This window comes from Streptomyces sp. SS7 (assembly GCF_037993025.1).
GTDB lineage: Bacteria > Actinomycetota > Actinomycetes > Streptomycetales > Streptomycetaceae > Streptomyces.
This window is the reverse complement of the sequence record NZ_CP141223.1, coordinates 4,876,573-4,895,532: the sequence shown is the minus strand read 5'-3', so window position 1 is coordinate 4,895,532 and position 18,960 is coordinate 4,876,573. Positions and strand designations below refer to the sequence as shown.

General features: G+C 73.0%; 15 protein-coding genes and 1 pseudogene. 12 read left to right on the top strand and 4 right to left on the bottom strand.

The features are described from left to right. Window positions 1-3 precede the first annotated feature (3 nt). Window positions 4-513: an Lrp/AsnC family transcriptional regulator gene (locus U5640_RS22610; RefSeq protein ID WP_340377587.1), complete on the bottom strand. Its 510-nt coding sequence runs from the start codon at window positions 511-513 to the stop codon at window positions 4-6. Window positions 514-689: 176 nt separating this feature from the next. On the opposite strand from U5640_RS22610, the gene pdhA (U5640_RS22605) reads away from it, so the two are divergent. From pdhA (U5640_RS22605) to U5640_RS22585, 5 genes are all read left to right on the top strand, one after another. Then, the gene (gene pdhA / locus U5640_RS22605; RefSeq protein WP_340377586.1) at window positions 690-1,826 is read left to right on the top strand and encodes a pyruvate dehydrogenase (acetyl-transferring) E1 component subunit alpha; all 1,137 of its coding nucleotides are present in this window, start codon (window positions 690-692) and stop codon (window positions 1,824-1,826) included. After that, window positions 1,823-2,827: an alpha-ketoacid dehydrogenase subunit beta gene (locus U5640_RS22600; protein ID WP_340377585.1), complete on the top strand. Its 1,005-nt coding sequence runs from the start codon at window positions 1,823-1,825 to the stop codon at window positions 2,825-2,827. The genes pdhA (U5640_RS22605) and U5640_RS22600 overlap by 4 nt, the downstream gene beginning before the upstream one ends. Next, window positions 2,827-4,182 carry a dihydrolipoamide acetyltransferase family protein gene (locus U5640_RS22595; protein ID WP_340377584.1) on the top strand — a complete coding sequence of 452 codons (1,356 nt, stop codon included), beginning with the start codon at window positions 2,827-2,829 and terminating at the stop codon, window positions 4,180-4,182. Before U5640_RS22600 ends, U5640_RS22595 begins: the two co-directional genes overlap by 1 nt. A 174-nt stretch (window positions 4,183-4,356) precedes the next feature. Beyond that, a complete protein-coding gene (locus U5640_RS22590) occupies window positions 4,357-5,250 on the top strand; it encodes an NTP transferase domain-containing protein (RefSeq protein ID WP_340385261.1) in 894 nt (297 codons plus the stop codon). After that, a complete protein-coding gene (locus U5640_RS22585; protein ID WP_340377583.1) occupies window positions 5,247-6,776 on the top strand; it encodes a molybdopterin molybdotransferase MoeA in 1,530 nt (509 codons plus the stop codon). Before U5640_RS22590 ends, U5640_RS22585 begins: the two co-directional genes overlap by 4 nt. Window positions 6,777-6,845: 69 nt before the next feature. Here the strand turns inward: U5640_RS22585 and U5640_RS22580 are convergent, their stop codons facing one another. Beyond that, entirely contained in the window at window positions 6,846-7,964 is a 1,119-nt protein-coding gene (locus U5640_RS22580; protein ID WP_340377582.1) for a potassium channel family protein, read from the bottom strand. 118 nt (window positions 7,965-8,082) lie between these two features. Here U5640_RS22580 and U5640_RS22575 point away from each other — a divergent pair. Together U5640_RS22575 and U5640_RS22570 are read left to right on the top strand one after the other, a co-directional pair. Next, window positions 8,083-8,715, top strand: a pseudogene (locus tag U5640_RS22575) (NAD(P)-binding protein); the annotation flags it as partial. A 32-nt stretch (window positions 8,716-8,747) separates the two neighbouring features. Beyond that, window positions 8,748-9,728: an NAD(P)H-quinone oxidoreductase gene (locus U5640_RS22570; protein ID WP_340377581.1), complete on the top strand. Its 981-nt coding sequence runs from the start codon at window positions 8,748-8,750 to the stop codon at window positions 9,726-9,728. Between the two features lie 16 nt (window positions 9,729-9,744). Here the strand turns inward: U5640_RS22570 and U5640_RS22565 are convergent, their stop codons facing one another. Continuing rightward, window positions 9,745-10,494, bottom strand: coding sequence for a hypothetical protein (locus U5640_RS22565; protein WP_340377580.1), 750 nt, complete (start codon window positions 10,492-10,494; stop codon window positions 9,745-9,747). 176 nt (window positions 10,495-10,670) lie between these two features. Here U5640_RS22565 and U5640_RS22560 point away from each other — a divergent pair, with 176 nt between their 5' ends. Continuing rightward, a complete protein-coding gene (locus U5640_RS22560; protein ID WP_340377579.1) occupies window positions 10,671-11,219 on the top strand; it encodes a bacterial proteasome activator family protein in 549 nt (182 codons plus the stop codon). Window positions 11,220-11,297: 78 nt separating this feature from the next. Here U5640_RS22560 and U5640_RS22555 read toward each other — a convergent pair whose 3' ends face one another. Beyond that, window positions 11,298-12,932, bottom strand: a complete 1,635-nt coding sequence (locus U5640_RS22555) for a protein kinase (RefSeq protein ID WP_340377578.1) — start codon at window positions 12,930-12,932, stop codon at window positions 11,298-11,300. Between the two features lie 375 nt (window positions 12,933-13,307). On the opposite strand from U5640_RS22555, the gene U5640_RS22550 reads away from it, so the two are divergent. The 4 genes from U5640_RS22550 (at window position 13,308) to U5640_RS22535 (ending at window position 18,940) form a co-directional block, all read left to right on the top strand. Next, complete coding sequence (locus U5640_RS22550) at window positions 13,308-14,906, top strand: protein kinase (protein ID WP_340377577.1); 1,599 nt, start codon at window positions 13,308-13,310, stop codon at window positions 14,904-14,906. 378 nt (window positions 14,907-15,284) lie between these two features. Further along, window positions 15,285-16,463 carry a pyruvate dehydrogenase (acetyl-transferring) E1 component subunit alpha gene (gene pdhA / locus U5640_RS22545; protein ID WP_340377576.1) on the top strand — a complete coding sequence of 393 codons (1,179 nt, stop codon included), beginning with the start codon at window positions 15,285-15,287 and terminating at the stop codon, window positions 16,461-16,463. A 1-nt stretch (window position 16,464) separates the two neighbouring features. Beyond that, window positions 16,465-17,457, top strand: a complete 993-nt coding sequence (locus U5640_RS22540) for an alpha-ketoacid dehydrogenase subunit beta (RefSeq protein WP_340377575.1) — start codon at window positions 16,465-16,467, stop codon at window positions 17,455-17,457. Window positions 17,458-17,467: 10 nt separating this feature from the next. Further along, window positions 17,468-18,940, top strand: a complete 1,473-nt coding sequence (locus U5640_RS22535) for a dihydrolipoamide acetyltransferase family protein (RefSeq protein ID WP_340377574.1) — start codon at window positions 17,468-17,470, stop codon at window positions 18,938-18,940. Window positions 18,941-18,960: the final 20 nt, after the last annotated feature.

Below are 18,960 nucleotides of genomic sequence, written 5' to 3'. Positions count from 1 at the left end.
GCCCTACCCCTGCGGCTCCAGGTCCTCCTCCTCGAACACCAGCAGCGTGCGGGTGCTGAGCACCTCGGGGATGGCCTGGAGCCGGGTCAGCACCACCTCGCGCAGGGCCCTGTTGTCGGGCGTGTGCACCAGCAGCAGGACGTCGAAATCGCCCCCGACGAGGGCGATGTGGGAGGCGCCGGGCAGTTGGCGGAGCTGCTCGCGCACGGTCCGCCAGGTGTTCTGCACGATCTTCAGGGTGATGTACGCGCTCGTCCCCTGGCCCGCGCGCTCGTGGTCGACCCGGGCGCCGAACCCCCGGATGACGCCGTCCTCGACGAGCCGGTTGATGCGCGCGTAGGCGTTGGCCCGCGAGACGTGCACCCGTTCGGCCACCGACCGTATCGACGCCCGGCCGTCCGCCTGGAGCATCTGCAGGATGTCCCGGTCGATGGCGTCGAGCGGCCGCGCCGGCGGCAGCTCCTGCGCGCTCTCCCCGCTCTCCGGGTACTCGGCCATTTGTTCAGGTGCCATGTCCCCCCGCCTCTCCGCCATGGACGTCCTGCATCCATCTCAGGTTGTGCAGAACCGTTTGTCCACAGCCTGGGGGTGCCTGTAGCCAAAATGCGCCGACGACCGAACAATCGGTAGGTGAGGCGGGTCACAAGCCGACCCGCCTCCCTGAGCCGCTCCCACGAGGAGGTGCCGTCATGACGGTCATGGAGCAGCGGGGCGCGTACCGGCCGACCCCGCCGCCCGCCTGGCAGCCCCGCACCGACCCCGCGCCGCTGCTGCCCGACGCGGAGCCCTACCGCGTCCTCGGCACCGAGCGGGCCGCGAAGGCCGATCCGGAGCTGCTGCGGCGGCTGTACGCCCAACTGGTGCTCGGCCGCCGCTACAATACGCAGGCCACCGCCCTGACCAAGCAGGGACGGCTCGCGGTCTACCCCTCCACCACCGGCCAGGAGGCCTGCGAGGTGGCCGCCGCGCTCGCCCTGGCGGACCGCGACTGGCTGTTCCCCAGCTACCGCGACACCCTCGCGGTCGTCGCCCGCGGTGTCGACCCGGTCGAGGCGCTCACCCTGCTGCGCGGCGACTGGCACACCGGCTACGACCCGTACGAGCACCGCGTGGCCCCCCTGAGCACGCCGCTCGCCACCCAGCTCCCGCACGCCGTGGGCCTCGCGCACGCCGCCCGCCTCAAGGGCGACGACGTGGTGGCGCTCGCCATGGTCGGCGACGGCGGCACCAGCGAGGGCGACTTCCACGAGGCGTTGAACTTCGCCGCCGTCTGGCAGGCCCCGGTCGTCTTCCTCGTCCAGAACAACGGCTTCGCGATCTCCGTACCGCTCGCCAAGCAGACCGCCGCCCCCTCCCTCGCCCACAAGGCCGTCGGCTACGGCATGCCGGGCCGCCTGGTCGACGGCAACGACGCCGCCGCCGTGCACGAGGTCCTCACCGACGCGGTGCGCCGGGCCCGCGAGGGCGGCGGCCCCACCCTCGTCGAGGCCGTCACGTACCGCATCGACGCCCACACCAACGCCGACGACGCCACCCGCTACCGGGGCGACGCCGAGGTCGAGACCTGGCGCGAACACGACCCGATCCGGCTGCTGGAGGAGGAGCTCACCGCGCGCGGGCTGCTCGACGACGACGCCCGGCAGCACGCGCGGGACGCCGCCGAGACGATGGCCGCCGACCTGCGCGCCCGGATGAACCAGGACCCGGCCCTGGACCCGAGGGACCTCTTCGCCCACGTGTACGCCGAGGACACCCCCCAGCTGCGCGAACAGCGCGCCCTGCTGGAGGCCGAACTCGCGGCGGAGCAGGAAGGCACCCACCGATGACCACCGTCGCCCTCAAGCCCGCCACCATGGCGCAGGCCCTCACGCGCGCCCTGCGCGACGCGATGGCCGCCGACCCGGCCGTGCACGTCCTGGGCGAGGACGTGGGCACCCTCGGCGGTGTCTTCCGGGTCACCGACGGACTCGCGAAGGAGTTCGGCGAGGACCGCTGCACCGACACCCCGCTCGCCGAGGCCGGCATCCTCGGCACCGCCGTCGGCATGGCCATGTACGGACTGCGGCCGGTCGTCGAGATGCAGTTCGACGCCTTCGCCTACCCGGCGTTCGAGCAGCTCATCAGCCATGTCGCGCGGATGCGCAACCGCACCCGCGGCCGTATGCCGCTGCCGGTCACGATCCGCGTCCCCTACGGCGGCGGCATCGGCGGCGTCGAACACCACAGCGACTCCTCCGAGGCCTACTACATGGCGACCCCGGGGCTCCACGTCGTCACCCCCGCCACGGTCGCCGACGCCTACGGCCTGCTGCGCGCCGCCATCGCCTCCGACGACCCGGTCGTCGTGCTCGAACCCAAGCGGCTCTACTGGTCCAAGGACACCTGGAACCCCGAGGACCCGCAGCCGGTCGACCCGATCGGCCGCGCCGTCGTGCGCCGCGCGGGCAGCAGCGCGACCCTGATCACCTACGGCCCCTCGGTCCCCGTCTGCCTCGAAGCCGCCGAGGCGGCCCGCGCCGAGGGCTGGGACCTCGAGGTGGTCGATCTGCGTTCGCTGGTGCCCTTCGACGACGAGACGGTCGCCGCCTCGGTGCGCCGCACCGGGCGCGCGGTCGTCGTCCATGAGTCGGGCTCCTTCGGCGGCCCGGGCGGGGAGATCGCGGCCCGCGTGACGGAGCGCTGCTTCCACCACCTGGAGGCCCCGGTGCTCCGGGTCGCCGGCTTCGACATCCCGTATCCGCCGCCGATGCTGGAGCGCCACCACCTGCCCGGTGTCGACCGCATCCTCGACGCCGTGGCGCGGCTGCAGTGGGAGGCCGGGAACTGATGGCACAGGTGCTGGAGTTCAAGCTGCCCGACCTCGGTGAGGGACTCACCGAGGCGGAGATCGTGCGCTGGCTGGTCCAGGTCGGCGACGTCGTCGCCGTGGACCAGCCCGTCGTCGAGGTCGAGACGGCCAAGGCGATGGTCGAGGTGCCCTGCCCCTACGGCGGGGTGGTCACCGCCCGGTTCGGCGAGGAGGGCACCGAACTGCCCGTCGGCGCCCCGCTGATCACGGTCGCGGTCGGCGCCCCGGCCTCCGGCGGACCGGCCGAGGGCTCGGGGAACGTGCTGGTGGGATACGGCACCTCGCAGGCGCCGGCGCGGCGCAGGCGGGTACGGCCGGTGCAGTCCCCGCCCGCCGCGCCGGTGACGGCCGCGGCCCCCGCCCCGGCCGCGCCCACCGCAGCCCCCGCCGCCGCGGTCACGGCTCCCGAGGGGTCGGGCGCCGGGCGTCCGGTCGTCGCCGGGGGCCCGGTCCCCGTGATCTCCCCCCTGGTGCGGCGCCTGGCCCGGGAGGGAGGCCTGGACCTGCGGGAGCTGACCGGTTCCGGACCCGACGGGCTCATCCTGCGCGTGGACGTGGAGAACGCCCTGCGGACGGCGGCGGCCGCGCCCGAGGCCTCGGCCGCCCCCGCCTCCACGCCGGCCCCCGCGTCCGCCGCCCTGACCGGCGGTCAACGCGTCCCCCTCAAGGGCGTCCGGGGCGCCGTCGCCGACAAGCTCTCCCGCAGCCGCCGCGAGATCCCCGACGCGACCTGCTGGGTGGACGCCGACGCGACCGAGCTGATGCGGGCCCGCGCCGCGATGAACGCCGCGGGCGGCCCGAAGATCTCCCTCCTCGCGCTGCTGGCCCGTATCTGCACCGCCGCCCTGGCCCGCTTCCCGGAGCTGAACTCCACCGTCGACGTCGAGGCGCGGGAGATCGTCCGGTTCGACCACGTGCACCTGGGCTTCGCCGCGCAGACCGAGCGGGGGCTGGTCGTCCCCGTCGTCCGTGACGCCCACGCCCGGGACGCCGAGGGGCTCACCGCGGAGTTCGCCCGGCTCACCGACGTGGCCCGGGACGGCAGGCTCACCCCCGCCGAACTGACCGGCGGGACCTTCACCCTGAACAACTACGGGGTGTTCGGCGTCGACGGCTCCACGCCGATCATCAACCACCCCGAGGCGGCCATGCTGGGCGTGGGCCGGATCGTGCCCAAGCCATGGGTGCACGAGGGCGAGCTGGCCGTACGCAAGGTGGTGCAGCTCTCCCTCACCTTCGACCACCGGGTCTGCGACGGCGGCACCGCCGGAGGTTTCCTGCGGTACGTGGCGGACTGCGTGGAACAGCCGGCGGTTCTGCTGCGTACCCTGTGATCACAGGCTCACCGCGAGAAGCGCGTTCCCGAGGCGCACCGCGTTCCCTGTGATCGAGGGGGCCCGCATACTCGGGGGGTGACCTCGTTCGAACACCCCGGCACCCCCGCCGGCCGTCCACCGGGGCCGGCCGCCGCCGCGTACGACGCCGCCCATGGCGCCGCCCATGACGCCGTGTACGACGCGGTCGTGCTCGCGGGCGGCGGCGCCCGGCGTCTCGGCGGCGCCGACAAGCCGGGGGTGCGCGTGGGCGGCCGGGCGCTGCTGGACCGGGTGCTCGCCGCCTGCGCCGGCGCCCGCACCACCGTCGTGGTCGCCGATCCCCGGCCCACCGCCCGGCCCGTGCGCTGGGCGCGCGAGGACCCGCCCGGCGGGGGTCCCCTGGCCGCGCTCGACGCCGGACTGCGCCGGACCACGGCCGACGAGGTCCTCGTCCTCTCCGCCGATCTGCCCTTCCTCGCGGCCGGCACCGTGCGGCGGCTGCTGGCCGCCCTGCGCGCCGGCACCGCGGCGGGCGCGCTGCTCACCGACGCCGACGGCCGCGACCAGCCGCTCGTCGCCGTGTACCGGACCGTCGCCCTGCGAAGCGCACTGGCACCGCTCGGCGCCGCCCCCGGCGGCCTCACGGGGCTGCCCCTGCGCCGGCTGACCGCCGGACTCGACCTCACCCGCGTCCCCGACCCCGTCGCGTCCTTCGACTGCGACACCTGGGACGACATCGCCACCGCCCGGGCCCGCATCAGGGAGCATGACCACGTGTTGGACGAATGGATTTCCGCAGTCAAGGACGAGCTGGGCATCGACCTGGAGGTCGACACCGGTGCGCTCCTCGATCTCGCCCGGGACGCCGCCCACGGCGTCGCCCGGCCCGCCGCGCCGCTGACCACCTTCCTGGTCGGCTACGCGGCCGCCCAGGCCCAGGGCGGCCCCGAGGCCGTCGCCGAGGCCGCCCGCAAGGCCGCCGCCCTGGCGCTGCGCTGGGCGAAGGAGGCGCAGGAGACGGACGCAGCAGGCCCCGAGGGCTCCACCGCCGCCCGGCCCGGCGACACGGGACCGGACGCCGGATGACCCGCCACGGCATGCGCGCGGGCCGGGGCACCCGGGCCCCCGATGCCCAGGCCTCCGATGCCCAGGCCCCCGGTACCGAGAGCCGCGACACCGGGGCCCGCGACACCGGGGCCCGCGACACCGAGGACTTCGGCAACGCGGGCTTCGACGTCGAGGAGGTGCTCGCCCTGGTGAACGACGGCAAGGGCTCCGCCCGCCCGGCCGGGGGCCCCGCGTCCGGGCGTCACGGCACACGGACCGAAGGCGCCTCCCCCACCCACGGTCCCCGCACCGGCGAGGCCACCGCCACAGACCCCACGGCCGATCGTCACGGCCATCGGCACCACGCCACCGCCTGGCCCGAGGCCCGCGCGATCGCCGCCCGTGCCGCCCGGTCCCGCGCCGCGCGCCGCGCCCCCGTCTCCGTGACCCTGGGCGACGCCCTCGGGCTGGTCCTGGCCGGCCCGTTGACCGCCCTCACCGACCTGCCCTCCTTCGACACCTCCGCGATGGACGGCTGGGCCGTGGCGGGCCCCGGACCCTGGCAGGTCCGGGACGAAGGCGTGCTGGCGGGCAGCGCCGCGCCCGAACCCCTCGCCGACGGCGAGGCCGTCCGGATCGCCACCGGTGCCCGGATCCCCCCGGACACCACGGCGGTCCTGCGTAGCGAGCACGGCCGCACCGACGCCCAGGGCCGGCTGCACCCGACCCGGGACATGAGCCACGGCCAGGACATCCGCCCCCGAGGCCAGGAGTGCCGGAGCGGCGATCAGCTGCTGGCCGTCGGCGCGGTGGTGACCCCCGCCGTCCTCGGGCTCGCCGCGGCCGCCGGATACGACACCCTGTCCGTCGTACCCCGGCCCCGGGCCGAGGTGCTGGTGCTGGGCGACGAACTGCTCACCGAGGGCCGCCCGCACGACGGACTCATCCGGGACGCGCTCGGCCCGATGCTGCCGCCGTGGCTGCGGGCGCTGGGGGCCGAGGTCGTCGCCGTGCGGCGGATCGGCGACGACGAGAAGGCCCTGCACCGAGCCGTCAGCAGGTCCTCCGCCGACCTGATCCTCACCACCGGCGGTACCGCCTCCGGCCCCGTCGACCATGTCCACCCCGTCCTGCGCCGCATCGGCGCCGAACTCCTCGTGGACGGCGTCCAGGTGCGCCCCGGGCACCCGATGCTGCTGGCCCGCACCAAGGACGAGCAGCATCTCGTCGGTCTGCCCGGCAACCCCCTCGCGGCTGTCTCCGGGCTCCTCACGCTCGCCGAGCCCCTGCTGCGCACCCTGTCCGCCCGGCCCGCACCGGAGCGGTACGCGCTGCCCCTGCGGGACGAGGTGCAGGGGCATCCCCAGGACACCCGGCTCGTCCCGGTGGTGCTGCGCGGTGATCATGTCGTTCCGCTGCACTACAACGGCCCGGCGATGCTCCGGGGCGTCGCGGCGGCCGACGCGCTGGCCGTCGTACCGCCCGGGGGAGCGCGGGCGGGTCAGCGGACGGAACTCCTCGACCTGCCGTGGGCGACAGCCGGGATCGCGGCCTGTTTCACGTGAAACAGCGCCGCCCGTTTCACGTGAAACAAACCGCTTGTTTCACGTGAAACACCCGCATGGTGGACGGCGTCACACCTGTTCGGCCGCTGGAACCGCCCGCCGGACCGTGATCACCCGGTCCCCCTCCTGGAGCCGGGTGAGCCGGGGGTCGGCGTAGTCGAGCAGCTGCCGGCCCCGTACGACGGCCACGACCAGGTCCGCGGAACTGCGCGGCGACTGCCCTGCCTCGCCTTCGGTGACCGGGCGTTCGACGAGGGTCAGCCCGCTGCCGAGGGTCATCAGATCCTCCAGGGTCTTCGCCACGGTCGGGCTGATCATCGAGACGCCGAGCAGCCGCCCCGCGGACGAGGAGCTGGTGACCACGGTGTTCGCGCCGGACTGCCGGAGCAGGGGCACGTTCTCGTCCTCCCGGGCCGCCACCACGATCGTGGCGCGCCGGTTGAGCTGCCGGGCCGTCAGCGTGACCAGGGCCGCCGTGTCGTCCCGCTGGGGGGCGACGATCACCCGGGAGGCGTGCGGCACCTCCGCCCGCCGTAGCACCTCGCTGTGGGTGGCGTCCCCGGTGACCGTCACCAGCCCGTCGTCGCCGGCCGCCTCGGTGGCCTTGCGCTGGGCGTCCACGACCACGATCCGCTCCTTGGCGATGCCCTGCCCCACGAGCGTCTGCACCGCGTGCCGGCCCTTCGTGCCGTATCCGACGACCACGACATGGTCCCGGGTCCGCATCCGCCAGCGGTGGATGCGGACCTGCTGCCGGGTGCGTTCGGTGAGCACCTCCAGGGTGGTGCCGACCAGGATGATCAGGAACAGCACGCGCAGCGGGGTGATGACGAGGATGTTGACCAGCCGGGCGGTGTCGCTCACAGGGGTGATGTCGCCGTAGCCGGTGGTGGAGAGGGTGACCGTGGCGTAGTACGCGGAGTCCAGGAAGTCCACGGAACCGTCGGAGTTGTCGTTGTAGCCCTCGTGGTCGGCGTAGACGATCAGCGTGGTCAGGGCCAGCACCAGCAGGCCCATGGCGAGGCGGCGCAGCACCTGCTGGAGCGGGGGCGCGCCGACACTCACCGGCATGGTGATGGACCGCCCCGCCTCGGCGTCGTCGCGGGCCTCGCGGCGGGAGCGGTACCAGAGGGACCGGACGAGAGAGAGCCGCACCGGCCCGGTGGGCTGTCGTTCCTGGTCCTTCATCGCGCGCCCCCTGTGGCCGTGATCCGATCGATGGGCACCATGGTTCCCGGCGGGTCCCCACCCGTCATGAAGCAACACGGTCCCAGGGCCCGTGTCCGTCACCGCACCGGAGGTCCCCTTGCGCGACCACATTGTCGTCGTCGGCTTCGGCACGAAGGGGCGGTCCGCGATCCGGACGGCCTGCGCCTCGGGGCTGCGCAAGGACCAGGTCGTGGTGATCGACCCCAGCTCGAAGGCGATCGAGGCGGCGACCGCCGAGGGCTACGAGGGGGTGGTCGGGGACGCCACCCGCAGTGATGTGCTGCGGCGGGCGGAGGTGCAGAGGGCCGGACGGATCGTCATCGCGACCCAGCGCGACGACACCGCCGTCCTGGTGGCGCTGACGGCCCGCCAGCTGAACCCGGCCGCGACGATCGTGGCCGCGGCGCGCGAGGAGGAGAACGCTCCGTTGTTGAAGCAGTCCGGCGCCGACGAGGTCATCACCAGCGCGGGGGCGGCCGGACGGCTGCTGGGGCTCAGCGTGCTCAGCCCGTCGGCCGGTCTGGTGATGGAGGACCTGATACAGCAGGGCAGCGGGCTGGACCTCGTCGAGCGGACCGTGACCAAGGCGGAGGCGGGCCGCGGTCCGCGGGAGACGGACGACCTCGTGGTCAGCGTCGTCCGGGGCCACCGGGTCCTCGCCTACGACGATCCCGCCGTCGGCGTCCTGGAGCTGACGGACCGGCTGATCACGATCGTGCGCGTCGACTGAGCGGGCGCGCGGCGCCGGGTAGCGTCCCCCTCATGCATGCGATCACGATTCCCGAACCTGGTGGTCCCGAGGCGCTGGTGTGGGACGAGGTCCCCGATCCCGTGCCCGCCGAGGGCGAGGTCCTGGTCGAGGTGGTGGCCGGCGCCGTCAACCGCGCCGACATCCTGCAACGGCAGGGCTTCTACGACCCGCCGCCCGGCGCCTCCCGTTACCCCGGCCTGGAGTGCTCCGGCCGGATCACCGCACTCGGCCCCGAAGTCTCCGGCTGGTCCGTCGGCGACGAGGTGTGCGCGCTGCTCTCGGGCGGCGGATACGCCGAGAAGGTCGCCGTCCCGGCCGGGCAGCTGCTGCCCGTACCCGAGGGCCTCGACCTCCGGCAGGCCGCCGCGCTCCCGGAGGTGACCTGCACGGTCTGGTCGAACGTGTTCATGGTCGCCCAGCTGCGCCCCGGTGAGACGCTGCTCGTGCACGGCGGCTCCAGCGGCATCGGCACCATGGCGATCCAGCTGGCCAAGGCCGTCGGCGCCAAGGTCGCAGTGACGGCCGGCACCAAGGAGAAGCTGGAGCGCTGCGCGGAGCTGGGCGCGGACATCCTCATCGACTACCGCGAGCAGGACTTCGTCGCCGAGCTGAAGGCGGCCACCGGCGGCGCGGGCGCCGACGTGATCCTCGACAACATGGGGGCGAAGTACCTGGACCGCAATGTCCAGAGCCTCGCCGTCAACGGCCGGCTCGCGATCATCGGCATGCAGGGCGGCATCAAGGCCGAGCTGAACATCGCGGCGCTGCTGAGCAAGCGCGCCGCGATCAGCGCGACCTCGCTGCGGGCCCGCCCGCTCGCGGAGAAGGCGGCCATCGTGGCCGCCGTGCGCGAACACGTGTGGCCCCTCCTCGCGGAAGGCCATGTCCGTCCCGTCGTCGACCGGGAGATCCCGATGAGCGACGCGGCGACGGCCCATCGGGTCGTCGAGGAGAGCGGTCACGTGGGCAAGGTGCTGCTGGTCGTGCCATAGGGCGTGCAGGGCGTGCTCAGGACCGCCGCAGGCGGAACGCGGCGAGGCCGAGGCCCAGCCCGAGCCCGATGAGGACCAGTCCGCTGCCCAGCGGCAGGATCCGCAGCATGGGTCCGCCGGCCCGCTCCCCCGCCGCGGCGGCCGGACCGGCCCCGTCCTGCGGCGCGGAGGCCTCGGGCGCGACGGCGGCCTCCGGGGGCGACCCGGCTCCGGCGTCGGCGTCCGGGTCGCCTTCGCCCCGGTCCTGCGGGTCGCCGGCGCCCTCGGCGTCACCCGAGCCGACGTCGCCGTCGGCCGCGCCGGTGTCGCCGGAATGCTCGGTGGCCCCGGTGCCGTCCGTCCCGTCCCCGCCGTCACCGGCCTCCTGGCCCGGGTCGTCCTCGTCCCGCCCCGCGCCCTTCTCCTCGTCCGGCCGCCCGGGGCGCGCCCGCCCCTCACCGGCCCGGCTCCCGGCCCGGTCGGGTTCGGGTGAGGAGGTGGTGGAGGGGGAGGCGGCCGCCACCGGGCCCCGGTGGTGCGCCGGGCCTCTGTCGTCCGTAGCACCCTCGCCGTACTCGCCCCCGCGCCGACCACGCGTCGCGCCGTCACCGTCGTACGTCGAGACGCTCTCGTACGTCGATACGGCCCCGTACGACGAGACGCTCCCGTACGTCGATACGGCCCCGTACGACGATACGGCCCCGTACGACGAGACGGCTCCGTACGACGAGACGGCCCCGTACGACGAGACGGCCCCGTACGACGAGACGGCTCCGTAAGGCAGCACCAGTACCCCCACCGCGCACAACCCCCGCCGCAATCGAGTCACGCCCCCCAGACTCACACCCCCGCCAAAGCGCCGCATATCGGACTCCACCGAACGCGTGTCGTGCGGAAACGGTGGATCTTCCTTCAAGGGGGGCACCACGGTGATGAGGTACAGGGGTGCGAGAGAATGGCGGCATGGAGATGCCGAGGAACGATAGGTCGCCGGAGACCGCCCAGAAGATCCTGGTCGTGGGCCAGGACGGAATGGCACTCGGTGGCGTCGACGCCGACGAGGACTCCCGTGAGATCCCGGTGACGGAGCAGGTCGAGCAGCCGGCGAAGGTCATGCGGATCGGCAGCATGATCAAGCAGTTGCTGGAGGAGGTGCGCGCGGCTCCCCTGGACGAGGCGAGCCGGGCCCGGCTGAAGGAGATCCACTCCAGTTCGGTGAAGGAACTGGAGGACGGCCTGGCGCCGGAGCTCGTCGAGGAGCTGGAGCGGCTGTCCCTGCCGTTCAACGAGGACTCCACCCCCAGCGACGCGGAACTGCGGATCGCGCAGGCCCAGCTGGTGGGCTGGCTGGAGGGGCTCTTCCACGGCATCCAGACCACGCTGTTCGCCCAGCAGATGGCCGCGCGGGCGCAGCTGGAGCAGATGCGCCGGGCGCTGCCGCCGGGAGTGGGCGGCCCCGAGGGGATGGACGACCCCCGCGCGGGCGGCCGCACGGGCGGGCCGTACCTCTAGGCACAGCCTCTTTCGGAGTCGTAGACGATCACAGGGCCCGGCGTCGACCGCCGGGCCCTCTCATCTTCTCCGGGCCGGTCAGGACGCCGGATTGCCCGTCGACACGCTCAGCTCGATCTCCGGCACGTCCGAGGGGTCGACGTCCGTCCCGGCGGACGGGAACTGGTCCATCACCGCGCCGTCGCCGTAGGTGTTCTCGTCCACGTACTTGATCTTCATCTTCCATCCGGCCGCCTGGAAGCAGGCCTTGACCGACTGGATGTACTTGAACTTGAAGTTCGGCACCCGGACCTTGTCGGGGTCGTTGTACGACTCCTCCGGCTCGGAGCACTCGGTCGACTCGATCGTCTTGGCGGTGTCGGGGCCGCGGTAGCCCGCCGCCTTCGTCGCCGAGGGGGAGGCGCTGGAGCCTCCGCCGCCGCGCTCGTCGTCGCCGCCGCTGACGGCGAGGCTCATCAGGAACGCGCCCACCACGACCACCGCGACCAGCACCGAACCGATCACGACCGGCTTGTTGCCCTTGCCGCCGCCCGCGGGCAGCGGGCCCGGCGGCTGCGGCGAGAGGTGGTACGCCGGGGGCGTGGGCGGCCCCTGCCGGTGGCCGTAGGCCGGGGCGGGCGTCTGGTAGCCGGGCTGCTGCGGGTAGCCGTAGGAGGCGTTCGGCGGGTTCGGGGCGCCGTACGGATTCGGGTTCGGCGGGGGCTGGTACGGCGTCTGGACGCCGCCCGGCGGCGGCTGCGGCGTGTTCTGGCCGACCGGCGGGAACACCGCGGAGCCCACGCCCGAGCCGCTCTGCGCCGGGGTGCCCGGCACGATGCGCGGCGGGGCCGGCTGGAGGGAGGCGGCGACCCGCAGGCACTCGTCGCGCATGGCGACCGCGCTCGGGAAGCGGTCGTTCGGGTTCTTCTTCAGCGCGCGGGCGACCAGCGCGTCCACGGCCGGGGGCAGCGCACGGTTGATCGAGGAGGGCGCCACCGGCTCCTCCTGCACATGCGCGTAGGCGATCGCCAGCGGCGAGTCCGCGTCGAACGGCAGCCGCCCGGTGACCAGTTGGAACAGCATGATGCCGACCGAGTACAGGTCCGAGCGGGCGTCCACGCCCCGGCCCAGGGCCTGTTCGGGCGAGAGGTACTGCGGGGTGCCGACGACCATGCCGGTCTGCGTCATCGACGTGACACCGGACTGCATCGCGCGCGCGATGCCGAAGTCCATCACCTTGACGACGCCGCGCTTGGTCATCATCACGTTGCCCGGCTTGATGTCGCGGTGGACCAGGCCCATCTCGTGGCTGATCTCCAGCGCCGCGAGCACGTCCGCGGTGATCTTCAGCGCCTTGTCGGCGGGCATCGCGCCCTGCTGCCGTACGTCCTCGTCGAGCACGGAGCCGAGCGGGCGGCCCTCGACGTACTCCATGACGATGTACGGCGTCGTCAGGCCGCCCATCTCGTCCTCGCCGGTGTCGAACACCGAGACGATGTTGGTGTGCGTGAGCTTGGCCACTGCCTGCGCCTCGCGCCGGAAGCGCTCGCGGAAGGCCTGTTCACGGCCGAGTTCGGTGTGCAGCGTCTTGACCGCGACCTGGCGGTCGAGGACCGAGTCGTAGGCGAGGTGCACCGAGGCCATGCCGCCCTGGCCGAGCAGATCGCGCAGCTGATACCGGCCATTGGCCAGCGCCCGCCCCGCGTGCGCGCCCTGGGCGCCGTCCTGGCTCATGTTCCGCGTCCCCCGTAGGCCCTCGAGGCGCCGTCGGCCGCCGCCGGGCGTCTCTCTGCCGTTGACTGCCGTTGATCGAAAGTGCTATTCCCGGCCAAGTCTGCCGCAGGGCACTGACACGTCAAGCTCGGTGCCCGTTCCGTGACCCTACGAGAAAGAAGCGTCGCGGAAGCGTTACAGGTGCCTTGCGGCCGGTACACAGGATTTGCACGCCGGCCGGTGGTACGGGTTTGATGACCGGTCCGTCTCGGACCGGCGGCGGAGCCCGGCAGGGACTCATCCAGGACCGGAGGCTTGCGCGAAGGCTGTAGCGTGGCCGACGGAGACCCGTGACAACACCGCGCGCACCGCGGGCAGAAACGACGGCGAGGACTGATGGCACAGCAGCAGCCCCAGGGCCCGTCCGACCCCGAGGCGACTGGCGGCGGAATGTCAGACGCGCCGGAGAACTGGGGCAACGGCGGGCTGGTCGGCGACGGCCGGTACCGGCTGACCCGCAGACTCGGTCGGGGCGGCATGGCCGAGGTGTTCGCGGCCGAGGACGTACGACTCGGCCGTACCGTCGCGGTCAAACTCCTGCGCGCCGACCTCGCCGAGGACCCCACCTCCAAGGCCCGCTTCACGCGTGAGGCCCAGTCGGTGGCCGGCCTCAACCACCATGCGATCGTCGCCGTGTACGACTCCGGCGAGGACTTCGTGGGCGGCCAGAGCGTGCCGTACATCGTCATGGAGATCGTCGAGGGGCGCACCATCCGCGACCTCCTCCTCAACGCCGAGGCGCCCGGGCCGGAGCAGGCCCTGATCATCGTCTCCGGTGTGCTGGAGGCACTCGCCTACTCGCACCAGCACGGCATCGTGCACCGCGACATCAAGCCGGCGAACGTGATCATCACGCACAACGGCGCCGTCAAGGTGATGGACTTCGGCATCGCGCGCGCCCTGCACGGCGCGTCCACGACGATGACGCAGACCGGCATGGTCATGGGCACCCCGCAGTACCTCTCCCCGGAGCAGGCGCTCGGCAAGGCCGTCGACTACCGCTCCGACCTGTACGCGACGGGCTGCCTCCTCTACGAACTGCTCGCGCTGCGCCCGCCGTTCATCGGCGAGACCCCGCTGTCGGTGGTCTACCAGCACGTGCAGGACATCCCGCTGCCGCCGTCGCAGACCTCCGAGGGCGAGTGCCCGCCGGAGCTCGACGGACTGGTCATGCGGTCCCTCGCCAAGGAGCCCGACGACCGGTTCCAGACGGCCGAGGAGATGCGCGGACTCGTCCAGTACGCGCTCCAGATGCTCTACGACCAGGGCGGCCACACCGGCACCTGGAACACCGGCCCGGTCGCCCTGCACGACGGCCGGGGCGCCGCCGCGGGCCCCTACGCGAGCACCACGATGATGCCGCAGCACGACGGCGGCATGACCTCGCAGATCCCGCAGCCGATCCTGCCCACGGGCTACGGCAACGGCGACGACGGCGGCTTCGAGGGGCACGGGAACAGGGGCAGCGGCCGCGGCAAGCTGTGGATCCTGGCCGTCCTCGCGGTGATCGCCATCGCGGCCGGTGTGGCGCTGGCGCTGAACACCAAGGGCAACGGCAGTGGCGACGCCGACACCAGCCCGTCACCGAGCGCCACCCAGTCGCAGACCTCCAAGCCCAGCGAGTCGCCGAGCGACGAGGAGTCCGAGGAGCCCTCGGACGACTCCGACGACGACAGCGGCGACTCGGGCTCCGGTTCCTACAACGACACCCCGCAGTACACGCCCTCGAAGACCCCGTCGTACTCGCCCTCCGCGTCGGCCACCAGTGAGCCGACCGGCACGGAGACGGACCCGGGGACGTCCGAGGAGCCGAGCGGCCCGGCGACGAGCGACCCGGGGACGGACGGCGGCACCGACGGCACGACCGACGGCTCCGGCAACGGCGGCACCGACCAGGGCGGCACCACCCTCGGCTCCGGCCTCGGAGGCAACTGACCGGTCCGGCCTTTTTTCAGCCACGCGCGCGTGACGCCCTTTCCCGGGCGGCACGCGCGCGTGCTGCATTCGGGGGACTCTTCCCGTGACCTGGGTCACCGGGATAACGTGCCCTTGTTCCGGCCCCCTGCAAGGCTGTGACCAGGAAGAGTTCCCGATTTTGCGAATTTACTTGGAAATCCAAGCAAAAACGCAGGTCAGGAGGGGTTTCACAGAGATGTGGACTACTGGGTAACGTGCCTTGTGCAGGGCGCTCGCCGGGGCACCTGTCACATCTGTGCCCGTTTTGCCGCACCCACCCTGTGCGGACGCGAAGGCGCGGATGAGCCGCACTGGCACCCGGCGAACCCGGGTAGCCGGACCGACGGAGGAGCACACGTGACCGTGGAGAGCACTGCCGCGCGCAAACCGCGACGCAGCGCCGGAACCAAGAGCACGGCCGGCAAGCGCACGACCGCAAGGAACGCGCCAGGCACCGACCCCGAGCTCGTACAACTGCTGACGCCCGAGGGCAAGCGCGTCAAGAGCGCCGCGTACGACAAGTACGTCGCCGGCGTCACCCCCGAAGAGCTCCGCGGCCTGTACCGCGACATGGTGCTCACCCGCCGCTTCGACGCCGAGGCCACCTCCCTGCAGCGCCAGGGCGAGCTGGGCCTGTGGGCCTCGCTGCTCGGCCAGGAGGCCGCCCAGATCGGCTCCGGCCGGGCGCTCCGCGACGACGACTACGTCTTCCCGACCTACCGCGAGCACGGCGTCGCCTGGTGCCGCGGGGTCGACCCGACCAACCTGCTCGGCATGTTCCGCGGGGTGAACAACGGCGGCTGGGACCCCAACGGCAACAACTTCCACCTCTACACGATCGTCATCGGCTCCCAGACGCTGCACGCGACCGGGTACGCGATGGGCGTCGCCAAGGACGGCGCGGACAGCGCGGTGATCGCCTACTTCGGCGACGGCGCCTCCAGCCAGGGCGACGTGGCCGAGTCCTTCACCTTCTCCGCCGTCTACAACGCGCCGGTGGTGTTCTTCTGCCAGAACAACCAGTGGGCGATCTCCGAGCCGACCGAGAAGCAGACCCGCGTCCCGCTCTACCAGCGTGCCCAGGGCTTCGGCTTCCCCGGCGTCCGCGTCGACGGCAACGACGTGCTGGCCTGCCTCGCGGTCACCCGCTGGGCGCTGGAGCGGGCCCGCAACGGCGAGGGCCCCACCCTCGTCGAGGCGTACACCTACCGCATGGGCGCCCACACCACCTCCGACGACCCGACCCGCTACCGCGGCGACGAGGAGCGTCTGGCCTGGGAGGCGAAGGACCCGATCCTGCGCCTGCGCCGCCACCTGGAGACCTCAAACCACACGGACGAGGGATTCTTCGCGGAACTCGAGGCCGAGAGCGAGGCGTTGGGCAGGCGAGTGCGCGAAGCGGTCCGTGCCATGCCGGACCCGGACCACTTCGCCATCTTCGAGAACGTGTACGCGGACGGGCACGCGCTCGTCGACGAGGAGCGGGCCCAGTTCGCCGCCTACCAGGCGTCGTTCGCGGACGAGGGGGGTAACTGAGATGGCTGAGACTGCGACATCCAAGAACATGGCCCTGGCCAAGGCGATCAACGAATCGCTGCGCCGCGCCCTGGAGACCAACCCGAAGGTCCTCGTGATGGGCGAGGACGTCGGCAAGCTCGGCGGTGTCTTCCGGGTGACGGACGGCCTGCAGAAGGACTTCGGCGAGAGCCGGGTCATCGACACCCCGCTCGCCGAGTCCGGCATCGTCGGCACCGCCATCGGCCTCGCCCTGCGCGGCTACCGCCCCGTGGTCGAGATCCAGTTCGACGGCTTCGTCTTCCCCGCCTACGACCAGATCGTCACCCAGCTCGCCAAGATGCACGCCCGCTCGCTGGGCAAGGTCAAGATGCCGGTCGTCGTCCGCATCCCCTACGGCGGCGGCATCGGCGCGGTCGAGCACCACTCGGAGTCCCCGGAGTCGCTGTTCGCGCACGTCGCCGGATTGAAGGTGGTCTCCCCCTCCAACGCCTCCGACGCCTACTGGATGATGCAGCAGGCCATCCAGAGCGACGACCCGGTGATCTTCTTCGAGCCCAAGCGGCGCTACTGGGACAAGGGCGAGGTCAACACCGAGGCCATCCCCGGCCCGCTGCACAGGGCTCAGGTGGCCCGTGCGGGCACCGATCTGACCCTGGCCGCCTACGGCCCGATGGTGAAGCTCTGCCTGGAGGCGGCGAACGCCGCAGCCGAGGAGGGCAAGAGCCTCGAGGTCCTCGACCTGCGCTCGGTCTCCCCGCTCGACTTCGACTCCCTCCAGGCCTCCGTCGAGAAGACCCGCCGCCTGGTCGTGGTGCACGAGGCCCCGGTGTTCTTCGGCTCCGGAGCGGAGATCGCCGCCCGGATCACGGAGCGCTGCTTCTACCACCTGGAGGCCCCGGTGCTCAGGGTCGGCGGCTACCACGCCCCGTACCCGCCGGCCCGCCTGGAGGAGGAGTACCTGCCGGGCCTGGACCGGGTGCTCGACGCCGTCGACCGTGCCCTGGCGTACTGAGGAGAGGGTCGTGACGACGATGACGGAAGCGTCCGTACGCGAGTTCAAGATGCCGGACGTGGGCGAGGGCCTCACCGAGGCCGAGATCCTCAAGTGGTACGTCCAGCCCGGTGACACGGTCACCGACGGCCAGGTGGTGTGCGAGGTCGAGACGGCCAAGGCCGCCGTCGAACTGCCCATCCCCTACGACGGCGTGGTCCGCGCGCTCCACTTCCCCGAGGGCACCACCGTGGACGTGGGCATGTCGATCATCGCGGTGGACGTGGCGGGCGGCGCCGCCCCCGCCGAACCACCCGCACCGGCAGCGGAACCGGCCCGGACGGCCGCGGCCCCCGCGGCACCGCCCGCACCCGCCGCCCCGGCGCCCGAGGAGAAGAAGCCGGCGGGCTCCGGCCGCCAGCCGGTGCTCGTCGGGTACGGCGTGGCCGCCTCCTCCACCAGGCGCCGCCCCCGCAAGACCCCCGCGATCCCGGCCCCTGCCCAGGAGCCCGCCGCGGCGGCCGTGCAGTCCGAGCTGAACGGCCACGGCGGGGCCCCGGTGGTGCAGGAGCGCCCGCTGGCCAAGCCGCCGGTGCGCAAGCTCGCCAAGGACCTGGGCGTGGACCTCACCTCCGTGGTCCCGACCGGCCCGGACGGCATCATCACGCGGGAGGACGTGTACGCGGCGGCGGCCCCGCCGGCCACGGCTCCGGCAGCCCCGGCCCAGGCACCCGCGCCGGCCGGCCAGGCCCCGGCGCCGGTCACCCCGCCCGCGCCGGCGCCCGTCGTGTCGTACGACTCGGTCCGTGAGACCCGTATCCCGGTCAAGGGTGTCCGCAAGGCGACCGCGGCGGCGATGGTCGGCTCGGCGTTCACCGCGCCGCACGTCACCGAGTTCATCACCGTCGACGTCACGCGCACGCTGAAGCTCGTCGAGGAGCTCAAGCAGGACAAGGAGATGCAGGGGCTGCGGGTCAACCCGCTGCTGCTGATCGCCAAGGCCCTGCTGGTGGCGATCCGGCGCCACCCGGAGATCAACGCCTCCTGGGACGAGGCGGCGCAGGAGATCGTGGTCAAGCACTACGTCAACCTGGGCATCGCGGCGGCCACCCCGCGGGGGCTCCTCGTCCCGAACATCAAGGACGCGCACGCCCAGACGCTGCCGCAGCTCGCGGCGTCCCTGAGCGAGCTGGTCTCCACCGCGCGCGAGGGCCGGACGTCCCCGGCCGCCATGCAGGGCGGCACCGTGACGATCACCAATGTCGGCGTCTTCGGCGTCGACACCGGCACCCCGATCCTCAACCCCGGTGAGTCGGCGATCCTCGCGGTCGGCGCGATCCGACTCCAGCCGTGGGTCCACAAGGGCAAGGTGAAGCCCCGCCAGGTGACCACCCTGGCCCTCTCCTTCGACCACCGTCTGGTCGACGGGGAGCTGGGCTCCAAGGTACTGGCCGACACGGCGGCGATCCTGGAGGAGCCGAAGCGGCTGATCACCTGGGGCTGAGCCCGGGTACGGCCCCCGTT